General features: G+C 54.9%; 21 protein-coding genes and 1 pseudogene. 9 read left to right on the top strand and 13 right to left on the bottom strand.

Features of this window, described 5'->3' with window-relative positions; genetic code table 11:
* Positions 1–62: 62 nt before the first annotated feature.
* The 4 genes from ACR0DT_RS15465 to ACR0DT_RS15450 all read right to left on the bottom strand — a co-directional run bounded on the left by ACR0DT_RS15465 (position 63) and on the right by ACR0DT_RS15450 (position 2,810).
* The gene (locus ACR0DT_RS15465; RefSeq protein WP_480711614.1) at positions 63–494 is read right to left on the bottom strand and encodes a hypothetical protein; all 432 of its coding nucleotides are present in this window, start codon (positions 492–494) and stop codon (positions 63–65) included.
* 263 nt (positions 495–757) lie between these two features.
* Positions 758–1,555, bottom strand: coding sequence for an iron chelate uptake ABC transporter family permease subunit (locus tag ACR0DT_RS15460; RefSeq protein ID WP_480711613.1), 798 nt, complete (start codon positions 1,553–1,555; stop codon positions 758–760).
* Complete coding sequence (locus tag ACR0DT_RS15455) at positions 1,555–2,295, bottom strand: metal ABC transporter ATP-binding protein (RefSeq protein WP_480711612.1); 741 nt, start codon at positions 2,293–2,295, stop codon at positions 1,555–1,557. Before ACR0DT_RS15455 ends, ACR0DT_RS15460 begins: the two co-directional genes overlap by 1 nt.
* A gap of 2 nt (positions 2,296–2,297) precedes the next feature.
* Positions 2,298–2,810: a Fur family transcriptional regulator gene (locus ACR0DT_RS15450; protein ID WP_480711611.1), complete on the bottom strand. Its 513-nt coding sequence runs from the start codon at positions 2,808–2,810 to the stop codon at positions 2,298–2,300.
* A gap of 56 nt (positions 2,811–2,866) precedes the next feature.
* Between ACR0DT_RS15450 and ACR0DT_RS15445 the strand changes: the two genes are divergently transcribed.
* The 5 genes from ACR0DT_RS15445 (at position 2,867) to ACR0DT_RS15425 (ending at position 7,481) form a co-directional block, all read left to right on the top strand.
* Entirely contained in the window at positions 2,867–4,033 is a 1,167-nt protein-coding gene (locus ACR0DT_RS15445) for a zinc ABC transporter substrate-binding protein (protein WP_480711610.1), read from the top strand.
* A 227-nt stretch (positions 4,034–4,260) separates the two neighbouring features.
* On the top strand, positions 4,261–5,385 hold the full coding sequence (locus ACR0DT_RS15440) for a CobW family GTP-binding protein (RefSeq protein ID WP_480711609.1): 1,125 nt from the start codon (positions 4,261–4,263) through the stop codon (positions 5,383–5,385).
* Positions 5,378–6,592, top strand: a complete 1,215-nt coding sequence (locus ACR0DT_RS15435) for a GTP-binding protein (RefSeq protein ID WP_480711608.1) — start codon at positions 5,378–5,380, stop codon at positions 6,590–6,592. The genes ACR0DT_RS15440 and ACR0DT_RS15435 overlap by 8 nt, the downstream gene beginning before the upstream one ends.
* On the top strand, positions 6,589–7,224 hold the full coding sequence (locus ACR0DT_RS15430) for a DUF1826 domain-containing protein (RefSeq protein ID WP_480711607.1): 636 nt from the start codon (positions 6,589–6,591) through the stop codon (positions 7,222–7,224). Before ACR0DT_RS15435 ends, ACR0DT_RS15430 begins: the two co-directional genes overlap by 4 nt.
* A complete protein-coding gene (locus tag ACR0DT_RS15425) occupies positions 7,224–7,481 on the top strand; it encodes a DUF6525 family protein (RefSeq protein ID WP_480711606.1) in 258 nt (85 codons plus the stop codon). The genes ACR0DT_RS15430 and ACR0DT_RS15425 overlap by 1 nt, the downstream gene beginning before the upstream one ends.
* Before the next feature lie 175 nt (positions 7,482–7,656).
* On the opposite strand, the pseudogene ACR0DT_RS15420 reads toward ACR0DT_RS15425, so the two are convergent.
* The 6 genes and pseudogenes from ACR0DT_RS15420 to ACR0DT_RS15395 form a co-directional block, all read right to left on the bottom strand.
* Positions 7,657–8,157: pseudogene (locus ACR0DT_RS15420) on the bottom strand (D-lyxose/D-mannose family sugar isomerase).
* A gap of 23 nt (positions 8,158–8,180) precedes the next feature.
* The gene (locus ACR0DT_RS15415) at positions 8,181–9,458 is read right to left on the bottom strand and encodes an amylo-alpha-1,6-glucosidase (RefSeq protein WP_480711605.1); all 1,278 of its coding nucleotides are present in this window, start codon (positions 9,456–9,458) and stop codon (positions 8,181–8,183) included.
* A gap of 12 nt (positions 9,459–9,470) precedes the next feature.
* Positions 9,471–10,511 carry an ABC transporter ATP-binding protein gene (locus tag ACR0DT_RS15410; RefSeq protein WP_480711604.1) on the bottom strand — a complete coding sequence of 347 codons (1,041 nt, stop codon included), beginning with the start codon at positions 10,509–10,511 and terminating at the stop codon, positions 9,471–9,473.
* 23 nt (positions 10,512–10,534) lie between these two features.
* Positions 10,535–11,371 (bottom strand): carbohydrate ABC transporter permease, encoded by an 837-nt coding sequence (locus ACR0DT_RS15405; RefSeq protein WP_480711603.1) that lies wholly within the window; start codon positions 11,369–11,371, stop codon positions 10,535–10,537.
* Positions 11,368–12,213, bottom strand: a complete 846-nt coding sequence (locus tag ACR0DT_RS15400) for a carbohydrate ABC transporter permease (protein WP_480711602.1) — start codon at positions 12,211–12,213, stop codon at positions 11,368–11,370. The genes ACR0DT_RS15405 and ACR0DT_RS15400 overlap by 4 nt, the downstream gene beginning before the upstream one ends.
* 76 nt (positions 12,214–12,289) lie before the next feature.
* Positions 12,290–13,558 (bottom strand): ABC transporter substrate-binding protein, encoded by a 1,269-nt coding sequence (locus tag ACR0DT_RS15395; protein WP_480711601.1) that lies wholly within the window; start codon positions 13,556–13,558, stop codon positions 12,290–12,292.
* A gap of 210 nt (positions 13,559–13,768) precedes the next feature.
* Between ACR0DT_RS15395 and ACR0DT_RS15390 the strand changes: the two genes are divergently transcribed.
* Positions 13,769–14,779, top strand: a complete 1,011-nt coding sequence (locus tag ACR0DT_RS15390) for a LacI family DNA-binding transcriptional regulator (protein ID WP_480711600.1) — start codon at positions 13,769–13,771, stop codon at positions 14,777–14,779.
* Between the two features lie 537 nt (positions 14,780–15,316).
* On the opposite strand, the gene ACR0DT_RS15385 is transcribed toward ACR0DT_RS15390, so the two are convergent.
* Entirely contained in the window at positions 15,317–15,691 is a 375-nt protein-coding gene (locus ACR0DT_RS15385; protein ID WP_480711599.1) for a DUF4345 family protein, read from the bottom strand.
* Between the two features lie 17 nt (positions 15,692–15,708).
* Positions 15,709–16,632, bottom strand: a complete 924-nt coding sequence (locus ACR0DT_RS15380) for an SDR family NAD(P)-dependent oxidoreductase (RefSeq protein ID WP_480711598.1) — start codon at positions 16,630–16,632, stop codon at positions 15,709–15,711.
* Between the two features lie 112 nt (positions 16,633–16,744).
* On the opposite strand from ACR0DT_RS15380, the gene ACR0DT_RS15375 reads away from it, so the two are divergent.
* Positions 16,745–17,665: a LysR family transcriptional regulator gene (locus tag ACR0DT_RS15375; RefSeq protein WP_480711597.1), complete on the top strand. Its 921-nt coding sequence runs from the start codon at positions 16,745–16,747 to the stop codon at positions 17,663–17,665.
* Between the two features lie 100 nt (positions 17,666–17,765).
* On the opposite strand, the gene ACR0DT_RS15370 is transcribed toward ACR0DT_RS15375, so the two are convergent.
* Positions 17,766–18,449 (bottom strand): DnaA N-terminal domain-containing protein, encoded by a 684-nt coding sequence (locus tag ACR0DT_RS15370; RefSeq protein WP_480711596.1) that lies wholly within the window; start codon positions 18,447–18,449, stop codon positions 17,766–17,768.
* Between the two features lie 470 nt (positions 18,450–18,919).
* Between ACR0DT_RS15370 and ACR0DT_RS15365 the strand changes: the two genes are divergently transcribed.
* Both ACR0DT_RS15365 and ACR0DT_RS15360 read left to right on the top strand, forming a co-directional pair.
* On the top strand, positions 18,920–20,227 hold the full coding sequence (locus ACR0DT_RS15365) for an AAA family ATPase (RefSeq protein WP_480711595.1): 1,308 nt from the start codon (positions 18,920–18,922) through the stop codon (positions 20,225–20,227).
* Positions 20,224–21,330, top strand: a complete 1,107-nt coding sequence (locus ACR0DT_RS15360; protein ID WP_480711594.1) for a ParB/RepB/Spo0J family partition protein — start codon at positions 20,224–20,226, stop codon at positions 21,328–21,330. Before ACR0DT_RS15365 ends, ACR0DT_RS15360 begins: the two co-directional genes overlap by 4 nt.
* The last annotated feature ends 160 nt before the right edge of the window (positions 21,331–21,490 follow it).

Here is a 21,490-nt window from a genome sequence, read left to right as displayed (position 1 = left end):
CTGTAGCGGCGCCCATCAAACCGAAATTGCAATTTTTGCCATTGAAAGTTGTAAGAGTGGAATTACTCAGGGTTCTTTTCCAAACTTTTGATACTTTTCATTACTTTCGCGACATGTGACGGGTCTCTGAAAATGCCAGTCAGCATTTTTTCCACGTCAGCATCAGGCCATGAATTTTTTAGTTCGGCATACTTACGCGCGGCCTCATTCGTTTTACCCAACGCGTAAAGAGCGGCGGTTTGATAGGCGAAGGAGGGCGCGCTGATCGGGTCTCCGTATTTCGCTGCTGCCGAAAACGCATCCAGAGAGGTTTGGTAATTTTCAAGATGGAAATTCGCTGCGCCAAATATAATTCGGTTCGCGAACCTCTGGTTGCTTCGGCCACCGTTCATGGCTTTTTCTGCATGTTTTGCGGCCTCGGAAAAATGACCTGAAAACAGCGCTATTGAACCGTGAATGTCCAATATATGTTCATCGTCAGGGGCAAGTGCCACAGCCCTTTTCGATATCCTCATAGCCTCATCATATTCTCTATTAGCGAATTTGGCCCACGCCTGGGCCGACTAAGCCCAGGGGTCGGCGGGGGCCAGACGAAGGGCATTGTCGGCCATGGCAAGAGCTTCTCTGGTCAACTCCTATTTTTCAGGGCCCGGCGGGGTCATAATGGCAAGTGTCGCAAGCGCCTGATTTCGGTTGGACAAAGTTCATTTTGGGAAAAGGAAAGGCGCGCTTTCACGTTCCTTATCGTACAGCGAACCTAAGTTTTACGCCGTGACTGCCACCCAACGAGGCTGAAACAAGCGAATAGTACGGCTACGACACAGACAATCGAAGGGCCTGCAGGCGTATCGAAAATGTAAGCAGATCTTAACCCTGCAACGGCTGAAAATGCGCCAATCGCCGTTGAGATCAAGGCCATCGACTCCGGTGAACGTGCCAAACTGCGCGCCGCCGCCGCCGGAATGATCAACATTGCAGCGATCAACAGAACACCAACCACTTTGATTGCCACAGCGACGGTTACTGCCAAAGCCAATGTCAGGATCAATTGTTCACGTTTAGGGTCAAAACCGCTGGCATAGGCTAGTTCCTCATTCAATGTCGCCGTCAAAAGTTGCGACCATCGCCACGTGATCAGGGCCACGACCAGCGCAGCTCCGCCCCAGATCACGACCAGATCAGACCGTGAGACAGCAAGGATGTCGCCAAAAAGGTACGCCATCAAGTCGATCCGAACGCCAGACAGGAACGAAACGGCGACAAGACCAAAAGCAAGAGCGGAATGAGCCAGGACCCCCAACAGCGTATCCATCGCATAGCCGCGCCCGGACAGCAGCGTCACGGTCAACGCCATGACAAGCGCAACCGCTAACGCTCCAGTAAACACTGACATCTGAAAGGTCAGCGACAGCGCAACGCCAAGGATGGCCGCATGGGCGGTGGCATCGCCAAAATATGCCATCCGTCGCCAAACAACGAAGCACCCAAGGGGGGCTGCGGCAAATGCGACGCCAATGCCCGCTAGCGTGGCGCGAGTCATAAAATCATCAAGCATTATTCTGCCGCTTCCTGAGAATGATCACAATGGTCATGATCGTGGTCGTGATCATGACGATACAGGGCCAGTGCACCACCCGTGCCCGTTCCGAACAGCGCCCGGTATTCCGGGGCCGAGGCCACAACGGCGGGTGAGCCTTCGCAGCACACATGACCATTAAGGCAGATCACCCGATCTGAGGCGCTCATGACCACATGCAGCTCGTGGCTGATCATCAGAACGGCACAACCAGTTTCGCGGCGAACATCTTCAATCTGACGGTAAAAAGCCGCTGATCCCGGTTGGTCGAGGCCTTGGGTCGCTTCGTCCAATAGCAAAACATCTGGTCGGTTGATCAAAGCCCGTGCCAGCAAGACACGCTGGAATTGACCACCTGACAATTGCGACATCTGGCGTTGCAACAGGTCCGGAACCCCGGCCGTTTCAAGTGCCTGAACGCAGCTTTTACGCGACACGCGGTTGGTCAGGCGCATGAACCTTTCAACCGAGATCGGTAGCGTCGGATCGATGTGTAGCTTCTGCGGCACGTATCCGATTTTTAAGCCGGACTTCAGTGAAACCTTCCCAACGGAAGGTTTGGTCGCTCCGATAATGGCCCGCAATAGGCTGGTCTTGCCCGATCCGTTCGGACCAACAATCGTGACGATCTCTCCGGGATCAATCCTAAGGTCGACATGACGCAGCACGGTATTGGCACCATAGCGAACGCTTAGGTTTTCAACGGTGATCAGGGTCATTGTTACGCCTTTTCGGTGCAGTCCGGGCAGATTCCCTCGGCTTCTACAACCGTCCGTTCGATTTCAAAACCCGCTGCGCGAGCAGCTGCACCCAAAACGCCTTTGGCCGGGGCGGATTGCGCCTCGGCCACAGCGTCGCATTTTCTGCAGATCATAAAGGCCGGCGAATGTGCTGCGCCTGGGTGAGAACAGGCAACGAAAGCGTTCAACCGTTCGATCTTGTGAACGAACCCATTTTGTACAAGGAAATCCAACGCGCGATAGGCCACCGGCGGCTGGGACCCAAACCCCTCTTCGCGCAAACAATCAAGAATGGCGTAGGCCCCTAGCGCCCGATGCTCTTGCAGCAACATCTCCAGAACTTTGCGCCGAACAGGGGTCAGGCGCAGCCCTTCCTCTTTGCACCGCGCTTCCGCCGTCACCAATGCAGTTTCGACGCAATGTGCGTGATTGTGTTTCTGGAATCCAACCGTGGCCGTCTCGTCGACCGGGATGGGGGGCGTTTCACTTGTCATGTTATTCCATATCATGTATGCCGCTCGTAACGTTATAAAATCACACAGAGGGTCTGATGTCCAGAAAGCTTCTTCCACTATCGATCACCGCCGCACTGATGGGCGGAACGGCCATGGCGGATGCCCCCAATGTTGCGGTCGACATCGCGCCTGTGCACTCTCTGGTGGCGCGGGTGATGGAAGGTGTTGGCACACCTGATCTGATCATACAGCCGGGTGCCTCACCGCACGAATACAACCTGCGCCCTTCAGAAGCGTCCGCGCTGCAAGAGGCCGACCTGGTGTTCTGGATTGGTGAAGACCTGACGCCGTGGATGGAAGACGCCGTGGAAACGCTCGCCGGGGGCGCAACTGTTACGACATTGCTTGAATCGGACGGTACAGTCCTTCTCGATTTCCGTGAAAATGCATTGTTCGAGGCTCATGAGCATGAGGATCACGAAGACCACGGACATGACGAGCATGCCGAAGATAAAGAGCATGACGATCACGACCATGGCGACGAACATGCTGAGCACAAGGACCATGATGACCACGACCACGGCGACGAGCATGCCGAAGACAAAGAGCATGAGGATCACGACCATGGCGACGAGCATGCCGAGCACGAGGACCATGAGGGTCACGAAGATCATGCTGAAGGCGAGGCGCATGACGACCACGATCACGAGGACCACGCCGACCATGATGACCATGAAGGACACGCGCACGGCAAACATGACCCGCATGCCTGGCTTTCTCCGGCAAACGCGGAAACCTGGTTGAACGTGATCGCGGCACAGCTGTCATCCGCCGACCCAGACAATGCGGGTGCATACTTTACGAACGCCGCGGCCGCGCGTGAAGAAATGGCCGCACTGTCCGCCGAGGTGGCCGAGACCCTTGAACCGGTCCGTGGCGGTAGCTTCATCGTCTTCCACGACGCATACCAGTATTTCGAAGATGCGTTCGACTTCCCAGCCTCGGGTGCAATCTCGATCGGTGATGCAACTGACCCAAGCCCGGCTCGCATTGCAGAGATTCAAGCGCGCATCAAAAACGAAGGTGTTGAATGCGTCATGACCGAACCGCAGTTCAACCCGGGCATTGTTGCTACCGTTCTGGACGGAACGGAAGCCAGCACCGGCGTCATCGACCCGCTGGGTTCTGACCTCGAACCCGGAACAACGCTGTATCCGCAAGTTATCCGCAACATGGCCAAAACACTGGCGGAATGCCTTTAACCTCCAACCCGGTCAATGTTTTAACATTGGCCGGGTTAGACAGCGTCAGGGGCGACGCAGAGTATTCGTGATTGTGGTTCAAGTGATCGCGTTGCCCCTGATGCATTAGAATAGAGCGTACTAGTACGCTCTCCTCCAGCGACCTGCAGCCAGACTCACAATCGTGCCTTGCTCCGCTTGAACTTTCTTTTTGTTATGATATCACATAATGAATCAAGGAGAGAGCAGTGATTTCCCAAGCAGCATATGACGCTGACCCCACCAAAGACCGCCGGATACCTGTCACCGTTCTGACAGGCTTTCTTGGCGCTGGTAAAACCACCTTGCTGAACGCGGTGCTGTCAGAGACGTCTTCCGGAAAAATTGCGGTTATCGTGAACGAGTTTGGTGAGGCCGGGCTGGATCACGATCTGATCGAGTCCGTCGAAGACGAGATCATCCTAATGCAATCCGGATGCCTGTGCTGTTCAATTCGAGGAGATTTGGCCGGAAAAATTGCGGATCTGATCGAACGGCGGGACGACGGCCTCCTGCGATTTGAACGGGTTGTCATCGAAACCACCGGTCTTGCCGATCCTGGCCCCATTCTGCAGACGCTTTTAGTCGACCCCGAATTGGCACGCACGACCCGCATGGATGGGTTGGTAACAGTCGTCGATGCAGCAAACGGACCCGAGACATTGGATGCACAGTTCGAGGCCGTCTCACAGGTCGCGATGGCTGATCTGATCCTCCTCAGTAAAACAGATCTGGTTTCTGCGGAAGTGGCGGATGCTTTTTCAAAGCGGTTGAGCGGGTTAAATCCCACAGCTCGGATCGAACGACCGGTCGCCGGACAGTTCGACCCAAAGAAATTGTGGGGGTTGAGCGGTCTGCGCAAAGGCGTGCGCCAGGAGGATGCGATTGCATGGACAACATCAGCGCCTGAACCCAAGGTTGACCCGCTCGCAAACCTTTCAGGCTTATCGAAGCCCAAGCCCGTGTCGTTTGCGCCGACACCGCATGATACACGGATCAGTTCTGCCTCGATCGTGCTGGACACGCCCATCAAGGATTCAGCCTTTGATTACTGGCTGGACACGCTGATCGCGCTCAAAGGCCCAGACATCTTGCGAGTAAAAAGCATCGTGTTGCTCGAAGGCATCGACGTCCCGTTTGTCTTTCACGGCGTCCAGCACATTTTCGACCCGCCAGTCCCCTTGAAAAACTGGATCGGCGATGACCGCCGCTCGGGCATCGTGGTCATCGCGCGCGATCTGACCCGACCCGAATTGCAACGCAGCCTCGACATGCTGCGGGCACATCCACCCCAAACCGCCACGAAAGAAGAAGTGTTTCTAAGCCATGACTGATACCCGCCTTCCCGTCACTGTCCTGTCCGGCTTTCTCGGCGCCGGCAAAACCACCCTGCTCAACCGCGTGCTGAACAACCGCGAAGGTCGCCGCGTCGCCGTCATCGTCAACGACATGTCCGAAGTGAATATCGACGCCGATCTGGTACGTGCTGAGACCGAGTTGAGCCGCACCGATGAAACGCTGGTCGAAATGTCGAACGGATGCATTTGCTGCACCCTGCGCGACGACCTGCTGGACGAAGTGCGGCGGCTGGCTGCGGAAGGCCGGTTCGACTATTTGTTGATCGAGTCCACGGGGATTTCGGAACCTCTGCCAGTCGCAGCAACCTTTGATTTCCGCGATGAGGATGGAAACAGCCTGTCGGATGTCGCCCGCCTCGACACGATGGTCACGGTCGTGGATGCGGTAAACCTGCTCAAAGACTATTCCAGTCACGATTTCCTGCAGGATCGCGGCGAGACATTGGGGGAAGAAGACGAGCGTACGCTGGTTCATCTTCTGACGGATCAGATCGAATTTGCGGATGTCGTCATCCTCAACAAGGTCGATGATGCCGGTCCTGACCGGACCGATGCCGCGCGCAAAATCATCCGTAGCCTGAATGCAGACGCGAAGATCATCGAGACAAACCATTCCGTAGTCGCAAGCGAGGCCATTCTGGAAACTGGCCTGTTCGATTTCGAAGCTGCCCATCAGTATCCGATGTGGGTAAAAGAACTGTACGGTTTTGCCGATCATGTGCCGGAAACCGAGGAATACGGGGTAGCGTCTTACGTCTATCGTGCACGTCAGCCGTTTGAGCCCGAGAAAATTCTGGCTCTGTTGAACCGCGACCTCCCCGGCGTGATCCGTGCGAAAGGGCATTTCTGGATTGCAACGCGGCCTGAGTGGGTTGCCGAGTTTTCCCTCGCTGGCGCTTTGTCGAGCGTACAGCCGATCGGGACCTGGTGGGCATCCGTCCCTGATACCCGGTGGCCCGAACACCCCTCGGTTTTGGACTACATCAAACAGCATTGGATGGAGCCTTGGGGAGACCGGCGGCAAGAGATTGTCTTTATTGGCGCAGGCATAGATTGGCCCGCGCTGAAGTCCCAGCTCGATTCCTGCTTGCTGACTGAGGCTGTTGCACCTGGACCCAACGCTCTGCCTATCGACATACCAGATCCGTTCCCGCTTTGGCGTCGGGTGGAGGATGCTGCGTGAACTATCTTCGAACCGAATTGAATGGCACGGCAGTGGGTGTCGATGCTACAGACACGCCAGACGGTCTGGCTAATATCGAAATGCCCGACTGCGCGGCAATGATCTGGCAACGCCAACTGCCTTCGGAGTTCCGAACATGGATCGACACGCTGGATTCATCACAACTGCCCAAGGCGCGGCTCATCCTACGCCCGGCCGCTGTGCCCGATGCTGTGCGGCACTTGTGCGATACGGCGGGCATCGAAAGCACCACGGCACGCAAGTGGTTGGAAAACGATATCTCTGATCTTGCCACGCGTTTTGCCAATATCATGCGCGCACCATATCTGCGCATTCGTCTGGATGCGATCACTACAAACGCTTGCCGGAAGTTTCATGTAGACGCCATTCATGCGCGCCTGATTTGCACCTATCGGGGCACCGGTACACAGTATGGCACTTCGACAAACGGAGAAGACCCAAAGCCGGTCTTCACCGTCCCAACCGGTGCGCCGATGGTCATGCGCGGCACGCTCTGGCCGCAGACCCGGGCATCAGGTTTTCTGCACCGTTCACCCCCCATTGCTGGCACAGGTGAAACGCGTCTGGTTCTGGTGCTTGACCCAATATTCGACCTTGATGAGACCGATTGATGGGCCGCAATCTTGGACAGACGAAGCTTCGGAAACGGCGGCGCAACGAAAACCCCATGCGCGAATTTGATCGTCTTCCTCCGGCTTTACGTGCTTGGGTTTCGCAAGCGGCTTTGCCCTGGCGACCACGTTCAGTCCTGCGCGCCTACAAAACTGCACTGGCGCAGACAGGAGATCAATTCCGTGCAATAGAGGAGTTAAAGCGCCTCGAAGCTGCACAGCTCGCAAAAGACAACTGGATAGTATCCAAAGCGTGATTTCAGCTTAAGGTACGGTTTAGCCGACCTTCGACCTTAGGTTCGAATGCTACAATTACAACCCGCATAGCGGGCTTTCGGCTTGCACGCAGTGACTCAGCCCTTAGGCAATCACCTCGGCGCGCAACAATGCCGCCGCTATGGGTTTTCGAGAATAAGCACGAATTGGTCAGCGTCAGGTTTGGTGCACTATGAAGAGAACGGTCTTGATAGTGTCAGTCTCGTCGCCATTGACGGTCGAGACCTCGCCGATCAGAACATACCCGCCTTCGCCCCAAGACGAGTGCAATCGCCTGGGCGCAGGGTGGCGCTTTCGCCGACGGAGAAACGCAGTTTCTCGTCAGGCCCAACGTTGCGTCGGATGCCATCCAGCCAAACTACACCGACGCAATCCTCTGCAAACCCAACAGCGTCGTCTGAGCCGAAAAGTTCGACGACTAGAGTTGTGTCGCCGCGTTTAATAATATCTTCCGCCTTTACAACATGGGCGTGCATTGGAGACAGTTGATCCTGACGTAAAATCAACATCTCCGTAATCGGTGATACCCCAACCGCACCGTGCGTCAAACATGTGACGTGCCTCACCTGCACCGGGCATGAATTCTTCGGGCGTCCAAAATGCGAGAGGCAGTAAAGTGAAACCAAATGAGCCAACCGTCTCCTTGCCATCGGCCATGATCTGATTGATGCCAGAGCGTTTTATGCCGGCACTTTTTGGCTCTTGAGTATTTCGATCACCATCGCTGCGGTCCAGGTAAAGCTGCTGCCTCCACAAGGCTCGCCGCTTATCGGGTCATAGTACTCCGCAAAGCCACTTTTCTCTATCAGGTGCAGGCTGTTGGTGTGAATGCGTTGCGCCATGGCTCCCTGCCCCGACCGGACCAGTCCTTCGGCTATCAAGTAGTTGACGATCAACCATGTAGGCCCACGCCAATAGCGCTGACTGTCGAAGGCTTCATGTGCCGGATCGTGGCTGGGCACCAAATAGCCGCAACGTTCTGCTAACAATTCTATCCTGCGCGCCAATGCTTCAGCTCGACCATGAGGGACATCGGCAACTACCGCAAGAAGCCCGCCAACTGTAGGCGTGTCCTGTAAGCGCCCGGTTACCCGGTTGAAACAGGTGTATTGTCCAAGTTTCGGATTCCAGAGACTTTCCAATGCCGCACGACCCTTCGTGGCCATCGCGCGGGCTTCCGATGCCATCGAAGTATCGCCCAAAACCTCAGCCAACCCCGCAACGTCGTCGCAGGACCGTATAAGGATGCCGTTAAAGCCGGGATCGACCAGACGGAAGGGAGATGCATCGTGGAGCTGTGCGTTGTCCCAGCCAAGTCCACGGAAATGTTCGACCAGCCAAATATAGCACTTGTATTGCTCGTCCGATGGACGGTGGTCAGGATTGGCATGTGTCGTATCCCGCCGTGTGAAAGGCGCGACGCCCTCGGTTGGTACAGCATCCAGCCCTTCGTCCCAGTCCACTGAGTTGTCTCGCCCGGACTCCCATGGGTGAATGATCGCAACCAGCCCCGTATTTTCGGGATCGCGGTCGCGGTAAAACCACTGATGCCAAGCGTGGACCTTAGGCAGGAGTTTCGCCAGCCGCACACGGGCGGCAGCTTTGTCTTCGGCGCGATCATAGAGCTTGCGCAAGGCAAGACCCGCGACCGCTGGCTGGGTGATGCCGGTTGTGGGCACAGTTCGTCCGGTTTGCCATATCTCCGGTCCAGGGAAATAGCCGTCATCGGGTTCATGGAACACAATATGGGGCACCATGCCGTCATCCCACTGATGGGACATAAGGGTCTCGACCTCAACCCAAGCTCGGTCCATGTCGAAATGCGAAAAGCCAAGCGCGGACAACGCGCTGTCCCAGTTCCACTGGAATGGGTAGAGGCCGTGGGTGGGCACGGTATAATTGCCCCGGTCATTGCTTTCCATGACCTCGCGGGCTTGATCGATCAGCGCTTGGCTCATCGTGCTTCTCCTTTACGCCACGGCCAGAGTGGTTTCGGGGTCGAACCAGCGTCCCCGGCCTTCTTGCGGGGCCAAGGTAAGTACATCACCAGGTTTCACGTTGAGTTCGCTGTCCAGTACCGCACGGAACTGGTGGCCTTCTACATCACAAGTCACCAGCAAGTGTGCGCCCAAAGGCTCGACAACTTTTGCGCGCGCGCCAAAGCCCTGATCCGCGATACTCAAATCTTCCGGGCGAATGGCCCATTTCAGGTTCTTGCCGTTTGCCGGACCTTCAAAGCTCTGTCCTGCAACTGTCCAGCGACCAGAGCCGGTAGCTTCAGCCGGAAGGAAATTCATTGGCGGATTGCCGATGAAACTTGCCACAAACTCGGCCGCTGGATCCCTGTAAACCTCGATGGGTGAGGCTGCCTGAACAATTTTGCCCTGATGCATAACGCTGATCCGGTCGGCCATGGACATTGCTTCGACCTGATCGTGGGTCACATAGATGGCGGTGGTCTTGCTTTCGGCCAGAACGCCCTTCAGTTCAGCCCGCATCTCCATCCGCAAGAGCGCGTCAAGATTCGACAGTGGTTCGTCCATTAGGATTACGTCCGGCTCCATCGCCAGCGCGCGGGCGACAGCGACGCGCTGGCGCTGGCCGCCGGACAACTCGCCCGAATAGCGCTTCAAAAGCTGCTCGATATGCATCAACCCGGCAGTGCGCTCAACGCGACGTTTGACTTCATCATCCGGCAGTTTTTGCATCCGCAGGCCAAAGCCAATGTTTTCGAACACTGTCAGGTGCGGGAACACCGCATAGTTCTGGAACACCATTGAGATACCACGATCCTTAGGCGAAAGGTGGTCCACCCGGCGCCCGCCGATCCAGACTTCACCTGTCGTCGCTGTCTCAAGCCCAGCGATGATGCGCAAAAGCGTGGACTTACCACAACCCGAGGCGCCCAAAAGGACCATGAATTCCTGGTCTGCAATGGTCAGGTTGATGTCGTGCAGAGCTTGGTAAGACCCAAAGTTCTTGGCGACGTTCTTGATCTGAATTTCAGCCATAACAGTTTCCTTTCAGCCACCGTTCAGCGGTTGGCGATGCCCCACATGGCAAATAGATATTTGCGTACGGCGAAGATGAAGATCAGCGCAGGCACCACGAGGATGAAGCCGCCTGCAAATTTCAGGTGCAGCGGCGCTTCGCCCAGGGTCTGCAACAGGAACGCAGGAAGCGTCCGGTTCTCAATGGTCAGCACGGCGGCCGCGAATACTTCGTTCCATGAAATCACGAAGGCAAATATCGCTGAAGCCGTGATCCCCGGCAGTACCAGAGGCAGGATTACCTTGGTAAAGGCCGTCAGCCGGGTACAGCCCAATGTCCATGCCGCCTCCTCCAGTTCCAGTGGAATGCCCGAGAAAAGCGAAAAGGTGATAAGCACTGCGAAGGGTATCGCCAGAGTGGTGTGAACAAGCGCCAGACCAAAGGCTGTGTCATCCAGACCCGTGCGAATAAATAGAACTGCCAAGGGCAACGCCAGAAGCGGTAACGGGAAAGCCCGCGTCAACAGGATCAGCAGGCGAAACAGCTCTTTCCCACGGAAGTCGAACCGCGACAAGGCGTAACCAGCCGGGGCCCCGATGGCGATGGACATCACCATCGTCATCAATGCAACCACAACCGAGTTCCACAGCGCCGCCAGCATTCCCTGAAACCCCATGAAGAACTCCAAGGACCCCATGTCGAACTCTGGAAGAAAGCTTTTGGGAAAGCTGTTGACCGTATCCGGTGAGGACATTGTATTCACGAACAGTAGGTAAAGCGGCACGATCACCCAGGCACACAGCAGGATCACCCCAGCCCGGTAAAGCCCCCTGCCCGCCTTGCGGGCGTCGGGGGCTACTACGTCAGCAACAGCCGTCATATCGTAGCTCCTTTCGGGACGCGCAGAGCGCGCATGATGATCAGAGTGAAGACGATCGAGATGATCAGAACGATGATCGCCAGTGCCGCGGCAGCACCGCCATTCTGCAAGTCAAACTGATAAGCATAGATCTCGCCCATAAGCACCGGGAAGATCGTGCCGCCAAGGGCTGCCACCACGGCAAAAACTTCGAAGGCCAGAATAACGCGCAAGATCAGTGCCGTTTGCAGTGACGGTCGCAAAAGAGGCAGAGTGATCCGGGTAAATTGCTTCCACCGCGAGGCACCAAATACATCTGCGGCCTCGTAGTACTCTTTGGGGATCAGGCCGATGCCCGCCACAAGGATCACAAGCATAATCGCGGTCGCACGCCAAATCTCGGCCAGCATGATCGCCAGAAACACGATCCAGGGGGTTTGATAGCTCAGTAAACTCACAGGTTGGTCCGTGACACCAAGCCCTAACATCATAGAGTTTAGGAAGCCTGACTGCTCAAAGATCGCTAGCCAGATGATACCAGCCGCAAGATCCGAGATGCCCAGTGGTATGGTCCAAATGTACAGAACCAGATCACGGCCCTTCTGCATTCTCGTGACCATCGTGGCCATCAGAAGCGAGAGAGCCAACTGGATCGGCACCACGGCTGCAGCCAAAAGGAAGGTGTTTTTCATCGAGATAGGGAACTTCCAGTAGTTCACAACCTCGCGGAAATTATCCAGTGAGAAGCCGTTCTCAGTCCCAAACGCCTGCTGCGCGACCAGCGCAAAGGGGTAGAGGAAGAACAGGCAGAGAAATAAAGTCACCGGGAGGATCAGAAAGTATGGCAATAGCCGCGCTTCCATCGGACCGCTCCTTTATGCTGGGAATATGCTGGGAAACCGGGCCACTATTTCGGCAGCCCGGCTGTCGGAGAGGGTCTTACTCGACCGGACAAGCGCCTTCTGAAGGGGCATCTGGTGCCCAACAGGGCGCGCCAGTTTCGTTCATGATTTTTTCAAGTTGTTTCTTTTGGTCTTCCAAAACTTGCTCGATGGGTTGGCCAGCCAGAACGATGCGTTCGAACGCATCGACGTAGACGCGGTTGAAGTCACCGCCCATGCTGCCCAGACCGGCAGGCAGCAATCCAGGGTTGGCGTCTGCCGAGCCGCTCATCTTGGCAACCGCTTCACCAGCAGCTTTGACCGAAGGTGGCAGGTCGTCAGGCAGTTCGACATCGACCACGGGGAAGAAGTTGGTCGCCTTCAGGGTCGCGATCTGAGTTTCGGGCTGCATCAAATAAGACACCAAAGCTTTAGCGCCTTCGGCATCTGGTGCTGTGCGCGGGATAGCAACACCTGCCAAGACGGGCATAAACCCTCGACCAGTCGGACCCGCGGGCGCTGGGAAAGCGACGAAATCGTCGGGGCGTTCATTGAACGCCTGCGCCAGACGCGAGGTATGATCGAAGACGATCCATGCATCCCCGTTCAGCAACTGCTCCTGCATAAACGAGAAGTTGGTCGATGCCGGGTTCGTGTGACTCCAAAGCTCTTTGAACTTTTCCCATGCCGTAACAGCCTCGGGCGATGCAAAAGTTCGCACAACACCGTCGGTGTAGGATGGGTAGAGATAGCCCTGGAAGAATCGGTGTTTCAGCCCCTTGGGGCCTGCCGGAAAGCCGAATTTTTTCTGACCCGTAGCGTCCTCGACGTTGGCCGCCCAAGCAATCAACTGATCATAGGTCAGCGCATTGATATCCGCATCATCGGGCAGATACTGCAGCGCCTCCTTGTTCGCAGCCATGATATAACTCGCTTGCATCCACGGCATGTATTGGAGGCTGTCAGTTCCCAGTTTGGCTAGACCGTTGAAGGTATCTGAAGCTGACATAACGCCAAGATCGCTGAGATCCATCAGATCATCAGGATTCATCGCCGAGAAGTTGCCGTGCAGAGAGCCCAGCAGATCAATGCTGCCAGAGCCTGCTTGCAGCTCGGCTTGCAGACGAGTCAGCCAAGGACCATCTTCGTTTGGTTGGTAATCAACTTCACCATCAAAGCCATTAAGAACCACAGTCCGCATGGCTTGCGCCTCTTCAGCAGGACGGGCCTGGGTCGACCAGAACAGAGTTTCGGCTTGTACGGCAGCGGCGGCAACAAGCATCGCCACACCGGACACGGCACCCGCCATTTTCGAATGAATGGACATGTTTTCCTCCCAATGTCTGAGGCTGTCTGAAACGTGGCAACCTCCCTCCCTCGCCGATGACCCCGAGTCGGTCTGCGGGCGAATGCAATCACAATGATATATCGTTGTATCAGGAGTCAAGCCTGTTGCCACCTAATCTCACTCATAATTTTCTTGCAAAATACAAAACCACTTGAGATTTTAGAAGAACGTTATATCACGACTGTAGCCATGACAAAAAAGCCCACCCTATCCAGCGTTGCCAAAGAAGCCGGCGTATCAGTTCCAACAGTCAGTCAAGTTATGCGCGGCACAGGCCGAATCTCAGAGCAGACGCGCCAGAAAGTTCTGAGTGCAGCCAAGCGGCTGCGCTATGTCCCCAATCAAGCGGCGGCCACAATGCGATCGGGTGACAATCGCGAAATCGGTTTTATCATAAACAAGTTGGCAAACCCGTTTAACGCAGAAGTTGTCAGTGGCGCCGTCGACTTATTGGAAGCCGAAGGGTTCATGGTGTCGGTCCTCGACGCACAAGGAGACCTTCAGCGCCAGGATCGTCTTTTGGAAGCTTGCATCCGATTTGGCCGCCGTGGCTTGATCTGGGTTCCGGCGCTCAACACGAACGAAGATGCCATGGAGCTTCTGGATGCCCACGGCGTTCCCGCTGTTACCTTCATGCGAAAGGTATCCCAATCACTTGATCACGTTGGCGTTCTAAACACCGAAGCACTTATGCAAGCCACTCAGCATTTGATTGATTTGGGTCACCGACACATCGCCTACTTTGGTGGCACCGAGCAAACATCCGTGCGCGAGGAACGCATTGCCGGTTACCTTAGCGCTTTTGATAAACTGGACGGCGCACACCCAATAATCTGGCCGTGTGAGGAGACCAAGCGTGCTGGTGTTGAAGCAATCGCCGCACTCCGCCAACAACACCCAGAGGTAACGGGCATCGTTTGCAATGGGGATGTTGTCGCACTTGGGGCATGCTTTGGCTTGATCCGATCCAACTTGAAACCTGGACATGATTTTTCAGTAGTGGGCTTCGACGACATCGAGGATGCTGCAGTTTCGACACCTGGCCTTACAACGATGGCGATCAATCCAAAAAAGTTAGGCACCCGATTGGCCGAGATCCTACTGGACCGAATGCGAGCGCCCGAACTGCCAGTCCGCCATTTCGAGTATTCCGCGACCCTGACAATTCGAGGAACATCAGGCGCAGCCCCCGACCACTAAAATGCGCATCTCAAAATTTGGGGCTGACTTTCATCGCGATCTCTGAGGGAGAAGACACCTCCATTCAGTTAGATTACAAACCCGCAATAGCATGTGCCACCGGTGAGTTAGGAGCACTTCACTTAAGGCACCTGTTGCGATGTTGTAAATTCAGGTTAATGCGAACAGCAACAATCGCCCACAAACATGGCTCAGAATTCGATCCGTTCTGCAACACTCAGCGTAACTTCCAACACTACTCCGAGGTAACACAGTGCTATCGCACCTTCGTGTGACTAAGTAATAGCTGAAGCTTCTTTTGTTCGACGAAGCAAATGGCCTCAATATCTGCTGGGTTCCAGTCCAATTGCCGTAACTCAATTTCGTACAAGCCGACACCTACACACACAGCAATCGTGTAGATCACTAGAAGGAGTGCCTGATGTCGGCTGCGCTCAGCGAAGCGAAATTTGCATCATTGTCCGATCTTCGTTTTAAAACAAATTTGAAGACAGCAGCGATTTCATCCTATCCGCCATTCACCTGAAGAAATTCCGATTAAACGGAAATCTCTAGATAGGCTGAGATCAGGACCGCGATGACAACAAGCTCTACGACCAGCGGAGGTAGAACTGCCTTGTCGAACCCGTCCGCCAGAATGCTGACAATGCGCCCGAAAACTACGACAGCCATCAGGATCGCAACAGCTAGATAACCCAACGTTTGCCCTGTGGACAGTCCAATCACAAGCAAGGCCACCGAAGACAGAAACAGCCCGCCGATTACCGAACGGATTGTGCTGAGCCCTACTGTGCCTATTGGTTCAATTGCAAAATTGGCAACCATGCGCCGAGGCGCAAACATCGACATGATGCCGAGGCCAGACAGCATGAGGGTTGCAAGAATGACTAGGATGTTCAGTGTGGTTTCCATTTCAATTCTCCTTTGATTCAAGCGAACTGGCGCAGCGCCAGATTTGCGTTGTCCTGAATGTTGATGTCAGACAGCACTCCATCAATCGCAGCCTGATCCACGACCGGCCCTGTGGGATAGCCTACTTGGCTGGCGTAAAAGCACCCGGTCCTAAACTCTGGATTGAGCAACCCGTCCAGATACCGTTTTGCCCCGGCTTCAACGCTGTGCATCATGCCAAACAGAGGCATCAGCACCCCGCCCACATGCTTGAAGAAAATGCGTTTCATAAGCGGCAGATCGTCAAAGCCCGCAGTACCAGCGGTGCCGCCCGGGCTCATGGTGACAAAGCGGATATGCGGGTGCTGACGGGCCATCGCCCCCATCCACAGGGTCGCCACAAGTTTGGCATAGCCGTAAGTCTGCATCGGATCGCCCTCGGGGCCAAACTTGCTGCCATCGGCGATCGACCGGAACTCGTCCACTGTGCCGTCGGACAGTTCGGGGCGATGCATTCCCATTTTGGGAATACCCCGGGCAGCCTCCGAACCAGCATAAAGGATTGTGGATGTCACCAACTGGCGTTCCAATAGCTCGTCCACCAGCACCACATGGCCCAGAACATTGGTGGCGAAGATATTGGTTACGCCCTCGTTAGTGAGGCTATTTGGGTGTCGTCCACCGGTGCCTCCAGCGTTTAAGATGACAGCATCAATTGGCGTGGGAAGTTTTGCCGCAGCGGAACGAACCGAGGTAGGATCGGTGACGTCCATCAGGACAATCTCAAAGACTTTGCGTCCGGTCTCATGCTCCAGTGCCGTTCTGGCGACCTCAGCTTTGGTTCGGTTTCGGCAGGCCAGATAGACTTTGGCAATGCCTTTCTGCATCGCAAGCTGCCGCGCTGCCTCGCGACCTAGCCCAGCGTTGGCACCAGTAATCAGTACAGATTGGATATGGTTCATTAGAGTGGAGTCCTTGGGTTCGCGTTCACATAGCCCAAGGTAAGTTGATCAATAACTGAACTGTAGCTAGGTATTTGTGGACACAGTGCTTCAAAAATGAAACACAAAAAACATGTCGATAAATGAAAGCCACTCCCTCAATTGGGACGATCTGAAGTACTTTCTAGCTGTTGCCCGAACCGGAACTCTTCGCGGTGGAGCAGACAGCATTCAGGTGAACCACACAACGCTGACACGCAGGCTTTCGGTCATGGAAGCGCGCGTCGGCAGTCGGTTGTTCGACCGATCCAAGTCCGGCCTCGCCTTGACACAACTCGGTGAAGACCTGATGCCTCATGCCGAACGTGTTGAGGAGGAGATGGCCGCTGCGTCAAGGGTCATAGTCGGTCGGGATACCCAACCATGTGGCACAGTATATGTCACTCTCCCACATGGGTTAGCGATGACATCGCTGATGGATGACTTTGCCGCCTTTGCTGAGCTTTATCCGGACATCATCCTGAACATGAATTTCACGAATGATATCCGCGACTTGATGCGCCGCGAAGCTGATGTCTCGTTACGTATCGCGGATGAAGTCACCGACGATGTGGTGGGGCGAAAGCTTGTTCAGATGTCTCAGGCCGCTTACTGCTCGCGCAACTACGCTGAGCGGGTCAGAGACAATGGCGGCAAAGGGTTACAATTTATCGGTTGGCACGAACCCGAGGACGCGACCACAGCAAAATGGGTGAAAGACGGATATTACCCCAAGGCCATGCTAAAGCACCGGGTATCGGAACTGGTTCCTCTGATAAACTTGGCTGCTTCTGGCTTGGGCATGGCCTATCTCGCGTGCAACCTTGGCGACCGCCACCCCGAACTGATCCGGGCTCCGTTCCAAAAGCCGATCCCTTATCGGAATATCTGGCTTCTGCTGCATCGTGATCTCAAAAACACGGCAAGAGTAAGGTTGTTTGTAGACTTTCTTGCCGAGCGAATCAGGTCCAGGCGAAACGAATTTTGGATTTTGGGAACAGAATCGCACGAATAACAGTCATTCGTTTCGGGTAATAGTCAGCGCACACCTGAGTTTGTTGACATTATTAAAACTATTGGAGCATTTGGAACGGAACCTAACGGCGGAAACGGATTTATTCCGCAGCTTCAAAACGCAGCGTGCGCACCTCGGGGTCCACGCGGCTATATGCCGCCAGCAATCGCGCAGTCCATTTCTGTGCAATATAATCAGCCATAAAGCGTGAAGGCGCAATCAGTGTCACAACACCCCCTGCCCTTTCTGCTTCAGACAAGTGTTGGAACCAACTGGACCAAAGCTCGGGATCACGCCCGTGCAGAATGGATTGAACCTGTGTCCAGACATCCATGCCCGATTTGTCGGGTGAAGTGGGTTTGACCTTGAACGGAACGATATTGGACTCTGCTTCGGGCTCTGGCGTCATCCGCGCCTGGAAATCAGTGCCTATCACCGGCCAGATCTCAGCCGTGTCGATCATGAGTTGTTTTAGATCTAGCTCATATACCGTAACGCGCCCCCGGACAGCTGGGCGCTTGACAGCGATCCAGCCTAAAGCCCGAAGTTTGGCCATCTCGCGTTTAACCGTCCGTTCATTCACGGACCAGAGACGAGCGATTTCTTCCCGACCGATGGACAGCTCATTGCTGCGCCAGTTGTAACGGGTGGTTATCAATGCAACGATACGCAGGATGCTGCGCTGGCGATGCTTGTCACCAGACAAAGCGTAAACGACCAACGCGGATAAAATATCGTATTTGATGGCTAGCGCTTTGCGCCCAACCGGTTTTGGAACCTGCATTCCCATTCTCACCGCTCTGCCTACCTTTTAAGGCTGTATATCGCTTATCCTGCGCTGTTTGCCAACGCTTTTCACCGCTCACTTCCGATTAGCGTCCAATCCTTCGATTCTGTCAAGCTGAGTCTGAAAAGAGACGGCTTTTTTGGGTAGAACCAAATCAATCTTAAAAAAGAAATTCGGTGAATTATAGGTGAAGGGGGACATCCAATGTGACCCCTTATTGGGTCAGTTTGTCCCCCTATATGACGGGTTTCACCACCGAGCGTCCCCCTAAATCTTGACCAGGCAGTCGCTCGCGGTGGAGGAGATACAGCCACACGCCCCCGAATCGGTCAGACTGCAGTTCGTCCCTATTTTCTTACCCGTGGGTAAGATCCAATACTTATGATATTTTCTTTTGCGTAAAGTGCAAATCAAGCGTAAATAGAAAAAATAAAACAAATAGCGTCCCAAGGAATGAGACACGAGGCATGTACACGCACGAAGACCTAAATGCATTGCGCAATCAATCTTTGAAACTACAAGGGTGGATTCGCCAACAAACCTTCAGCCCGGAAATGGAGAAGACCCTCCGTCGGTTTTCAAGTTGGGAAGTTTCTGAGCTGATCTTCCGCGTCAACCAATCGACCTTTCGCGGCAAACTTGCGGCGGATCCTTCGCTACCAAGCGGAGAAGTCGAGCCCGACGGTCGACAACGTTGGTTCAGCCTAGAAGAGGTAAACGAACTGCGCCGCCGGCTCAAGGTGAACCGCAAATCTTTGATGCCGCCCCGCCCTACTGGAAAGCGTGCCATTCGGGCAGCGGTTGCCAATTTCAAAGGTGGGGCTGGGAAGTCCACCGTTGCGCTTCACCTGGCCCATGCGGCGGCTCTAGATGGTTACCGCGTGCTGGTAGTGGACTTTGACCCGCAAGCCACGCTGAGCCATTCGATGGGGCTGACCGATGTGGCGGAGGACTTCACAGTCTGGGGTATCATGGCGCGGGACCTGATCCGTGAGACTGAACGTATGAATAATCGCCCCGCTGCTGCTGAATCGGGAACCGCCCTGCCCCGCCGCGAGCTGCCGCCCTCAATCACTGATATGGGCCTTGGGGATCTGCGCATTGCGGACTTCATCAAGCAGACGTCGTGGTCCAGCATTGACGCCATCCCTTCTTGCGCCAATGCAGCCTTTGTGGAATTCGCTTCGGCGCAATACCGGCACCTTAACCCCGAGTGGTCTTTCTTTGCAGCCGTGTCCCGTTATTTGGATCAGATCCCGGACGATGCGTATGACCTAATCCTGTTCGATTGCCCCCCTGCGATTGGCTACCAGTCGATGAATGCAGTGTTTGCTGCCGACATGCTCTACGTCCCGTCCGGTCCGGGATATTGGGAATATGACTCGACGACGTCCTTCATCGGTCAGTTGGCAGAAGCGCTTGAGGATCTAGCCTATGGTTTCGACAAAACCTTACCCACGGGTAAGATAGGTCTTCCCAAAATGTTCTGCGAGCTTCGATTCCTGCTGACTCGATATGAGCCTGGCAATGCGTTGCACCTCGCTATGTTTGATGCTTTCCGCAAAGTCTTCGGCGAGCATGTCGCGGATCATCCGGTCGAGATGACACGTGCCGTCGAACAGTCAGGCCGATTCCTGAGTTCGGTCTACGAGATGGATTACCGTGAGATGACGCGGGAAACATGGCGCAGGGCCCGTTCGACGTTTGACAATGTATATGAGGAATTCCGAGGCGTGATGCTTTCGGCCTGGGACAAGCTGGAGGATGACGCATGAGCCGTAAACGCAGAATGTTTGACATCGATATACCTGCCATGGACGAAATCCCTGCTGGAAAAACTCAGGACAAAGTCTCGGAAAAGAGGCGCGGGCCGATGGCCACGGCGATATCCGAGAATGCTGACGCTCTTCGCGATCAGCAGTCGACCGAAGAAACCATCCGTGCTGAAAATGACCGTCTTGCCCACGAGTTGGTTCGACTGCGGTCCGAGGGGTTGGTTACCGAGCGAGTGGCCTTGGCGAACGTTATCACCGAGAAGTTGACCCGCGATCGCAAAGCCGGGCCTGACCCCGAGCTGGATGAGTTGAAAGATTCAATTCGGGACATCGGTTTGTCCAATCCGATACGTCTTGAACGTCGGTCGGATGGTCGCTTCGATCTGATTCAAGGCATGCGTCGTTTGACCGCCTATCGTGCATTGCATAAGGAAACCGGCGATGAAATCTATGCCAAGATCCCTGCAGGGATTTCGGATGCGACCGATATTAAAAGCAGCTATCGGCGCATGGTGGATGAAAACCTGATCCGAAAGGATATTTCATTCGCCGAGATGGGAGCTTTGGCGCGGGCCTACGCGGATGATCCTGCGAACGAGTGCCCGGATATGGACAAGGCGGTTGCCGTCCTGTTCAAATCCGCAAGCTACACCAAGCGCAGCTACATCCGATCCTTCGCCAGTTTGCTAGTTTTGCTGGACAAGGTTCTGAATCATCCAAACGACATTCCACGCAATTTGGGTGTTGATCTTAAACGTAAACTCGATGCCAAACCCGGTTTGATCAGAGAGGTTAGCAATGCCCTAGTAGGTGAACCTGATCGAGATGGTCCTCGAGAGGTGGAAATTCTTCGATCGTTTGTAGCGGCCGAGGTGGGTGCCACGAAGAAGGCGTCGGCAAGTGGCGCGAGCAAAACACGCCGGGCGAAAACAACTTTTCAAGTGTCTGTGCGGGCAGGGGTCGCAAAATGCTCTGCGTCCAGCGGGCGGATCGAATTGCGGTATGATCTGGATTTTACTCGGGTGGATCGGGGTAAGCTAGAGCAGGCAATTGCAACTTTGATCGACAATCTACAGGAAGAAGACGATCTTACCCATGGGTAAGATCTGATCGTGGAAAATCGAAAACACGAGACGCCGGGTGGTGAGCCCGGCGTCTCGTGTTTCCGTCTTACCCCAACATGTCTGCGGCTGGGTTTTCGGCGATATCGACGTCGTCGTAATATTTCTGCGCCTGGGCCATGGATCGATGCAGCGACAGGCG

The sequence above is a fragment of the Ruegeria sp. BI11 genome (assembly GCF_056538005.1).
The sequence above is the reverse complement of the archived record's forward strand: the minus strand, read 5'-3'. Positions and strand labels throughout refer to the sequence as shown.

Coding starts and splice junctions, on each gene's coding strand:
- ACR0DT_RS15450 (WP_480711611.1), bottom strand. CDS start 2,810: ATGACAAGTGAAACGCCCCCCATCCCGGTCGACGAGACGGCCACGGTT.
- ACR0DT_RS15425 (WP_480711606.1), top strand. CDS start 7,224: ATGGGCCGCAATCTTGGACAGACGAAGCTTCGGAAACGGCGGCGCAAC.
- ACR0DT_RS15410 (WP_480711604.1), bottom strand. CDS start 10,511: ATGGCTGAAATTCAGATCAAGAACGTCGCCAAGAACTTTGGGTCTTAC.
- ACR0DT_RS15445 (WP_480711610.1), top strand. CDS start 2,867: ATGTCCAGAAAGCTTCTTCCACTATCGATCACCGCCGCACTGATGGGC.
- ACR0DT_RS15460 (WP_480711613.1), bottom strand. CDS start 1,555: ATGCTTGATGATTTTATGACTCGCGCCACGCTAGCGGGCATTGGCGTC.
- ACR0DT_RS15360 (WP_480711594.1), top strand. CDS start 20,224: ATGAGCCGTAAACGCAGAATGTTTGACATCGATATACCTGCCATGGAC.
- ACR0DT_RS15375 (WP_480711597.1), top strand. CDS start 16,745: ATGTCGATAAATGAAAGCCACTCCCTCAATTGGGACGATCTGAAGTAC.
- ACR0DT_RS15455 (WP_480711612.1), bottom strand. CDS start 2,295: ATGACCCTGATCACCGTTGAAAACCTAAGCGTTCGCTATGGTGCCAAT.
- ACR0DT_RS15405 (WP_480711603.1), bottom strand. CDS start 11,371: ATGACGGCTGTTGCTGACGTAGTAGCCCCCGACGCCCGCAAGGCGGGC.
- ACR0DT_RS15390 (WP_480711600.1), top strand. CDS start 13,769: ATGACAAAAAAGCCCACCCTATCCAGCGTTGCCAAAGAAGCCGGCGTA.
- ACR0DT_RS15435 (WP_480711608.1), top strand. CDS start 5,378: ATGACTGATACCCGCCTTCCCGTCACTGTCCTGTCCGGCTTTCTCGGC.
- ACR0DT_RS15365 (WP_480711595.1), top strand. CDS start 18,920: ATGTACACGCACGAAGACCTAAATGCATTGCGCAATCAATCTTTGAAA.
- ACR0DT_RS15380 (WP_480711598.1), bottom strand. CDS start 16,632: ATGAACCATATCCAATCTGTACTGATTACTGGTGCCAACGCTGGGCTA.
- ACR0DT_RS15400 (WP_480711602.1), bottom strand. CDS start 12,213: ATGGAAGCGCGGCTATTGCCATACTTTCTGATCCTCCCGGTGACTTTA.
- ACR0DT_RS15385 (WP_480711599.1), bottom strand. CDS start 15,691: ATGGAAACCACACTGAACATCCTAGTCATTCTTGCAACCCTCATGCTG.
- ACR0DT_RS15370 (WP_480711596.1), bottom strand. CDS start 18,449: ATGCAGGTTCCAAAACCGGTTGGGCGCAAAGCGCTAGCCATCAAATAC.
- ACR0DT_RS15415 (WP_480711605.1), bottom strand. CDS start 9,458: ATGAGCCAAGCGCTGATCGATCAAGCCCGCGAGGTCATGGAAAGCAAT.
- ACR0DT_RS15395 (WP_480711601.1), bottom strand. CDS start 13,558: ATGTCCATTCATTCGAAAATGGCGGGTGCCGTGTCCGGTGTGGCGATG.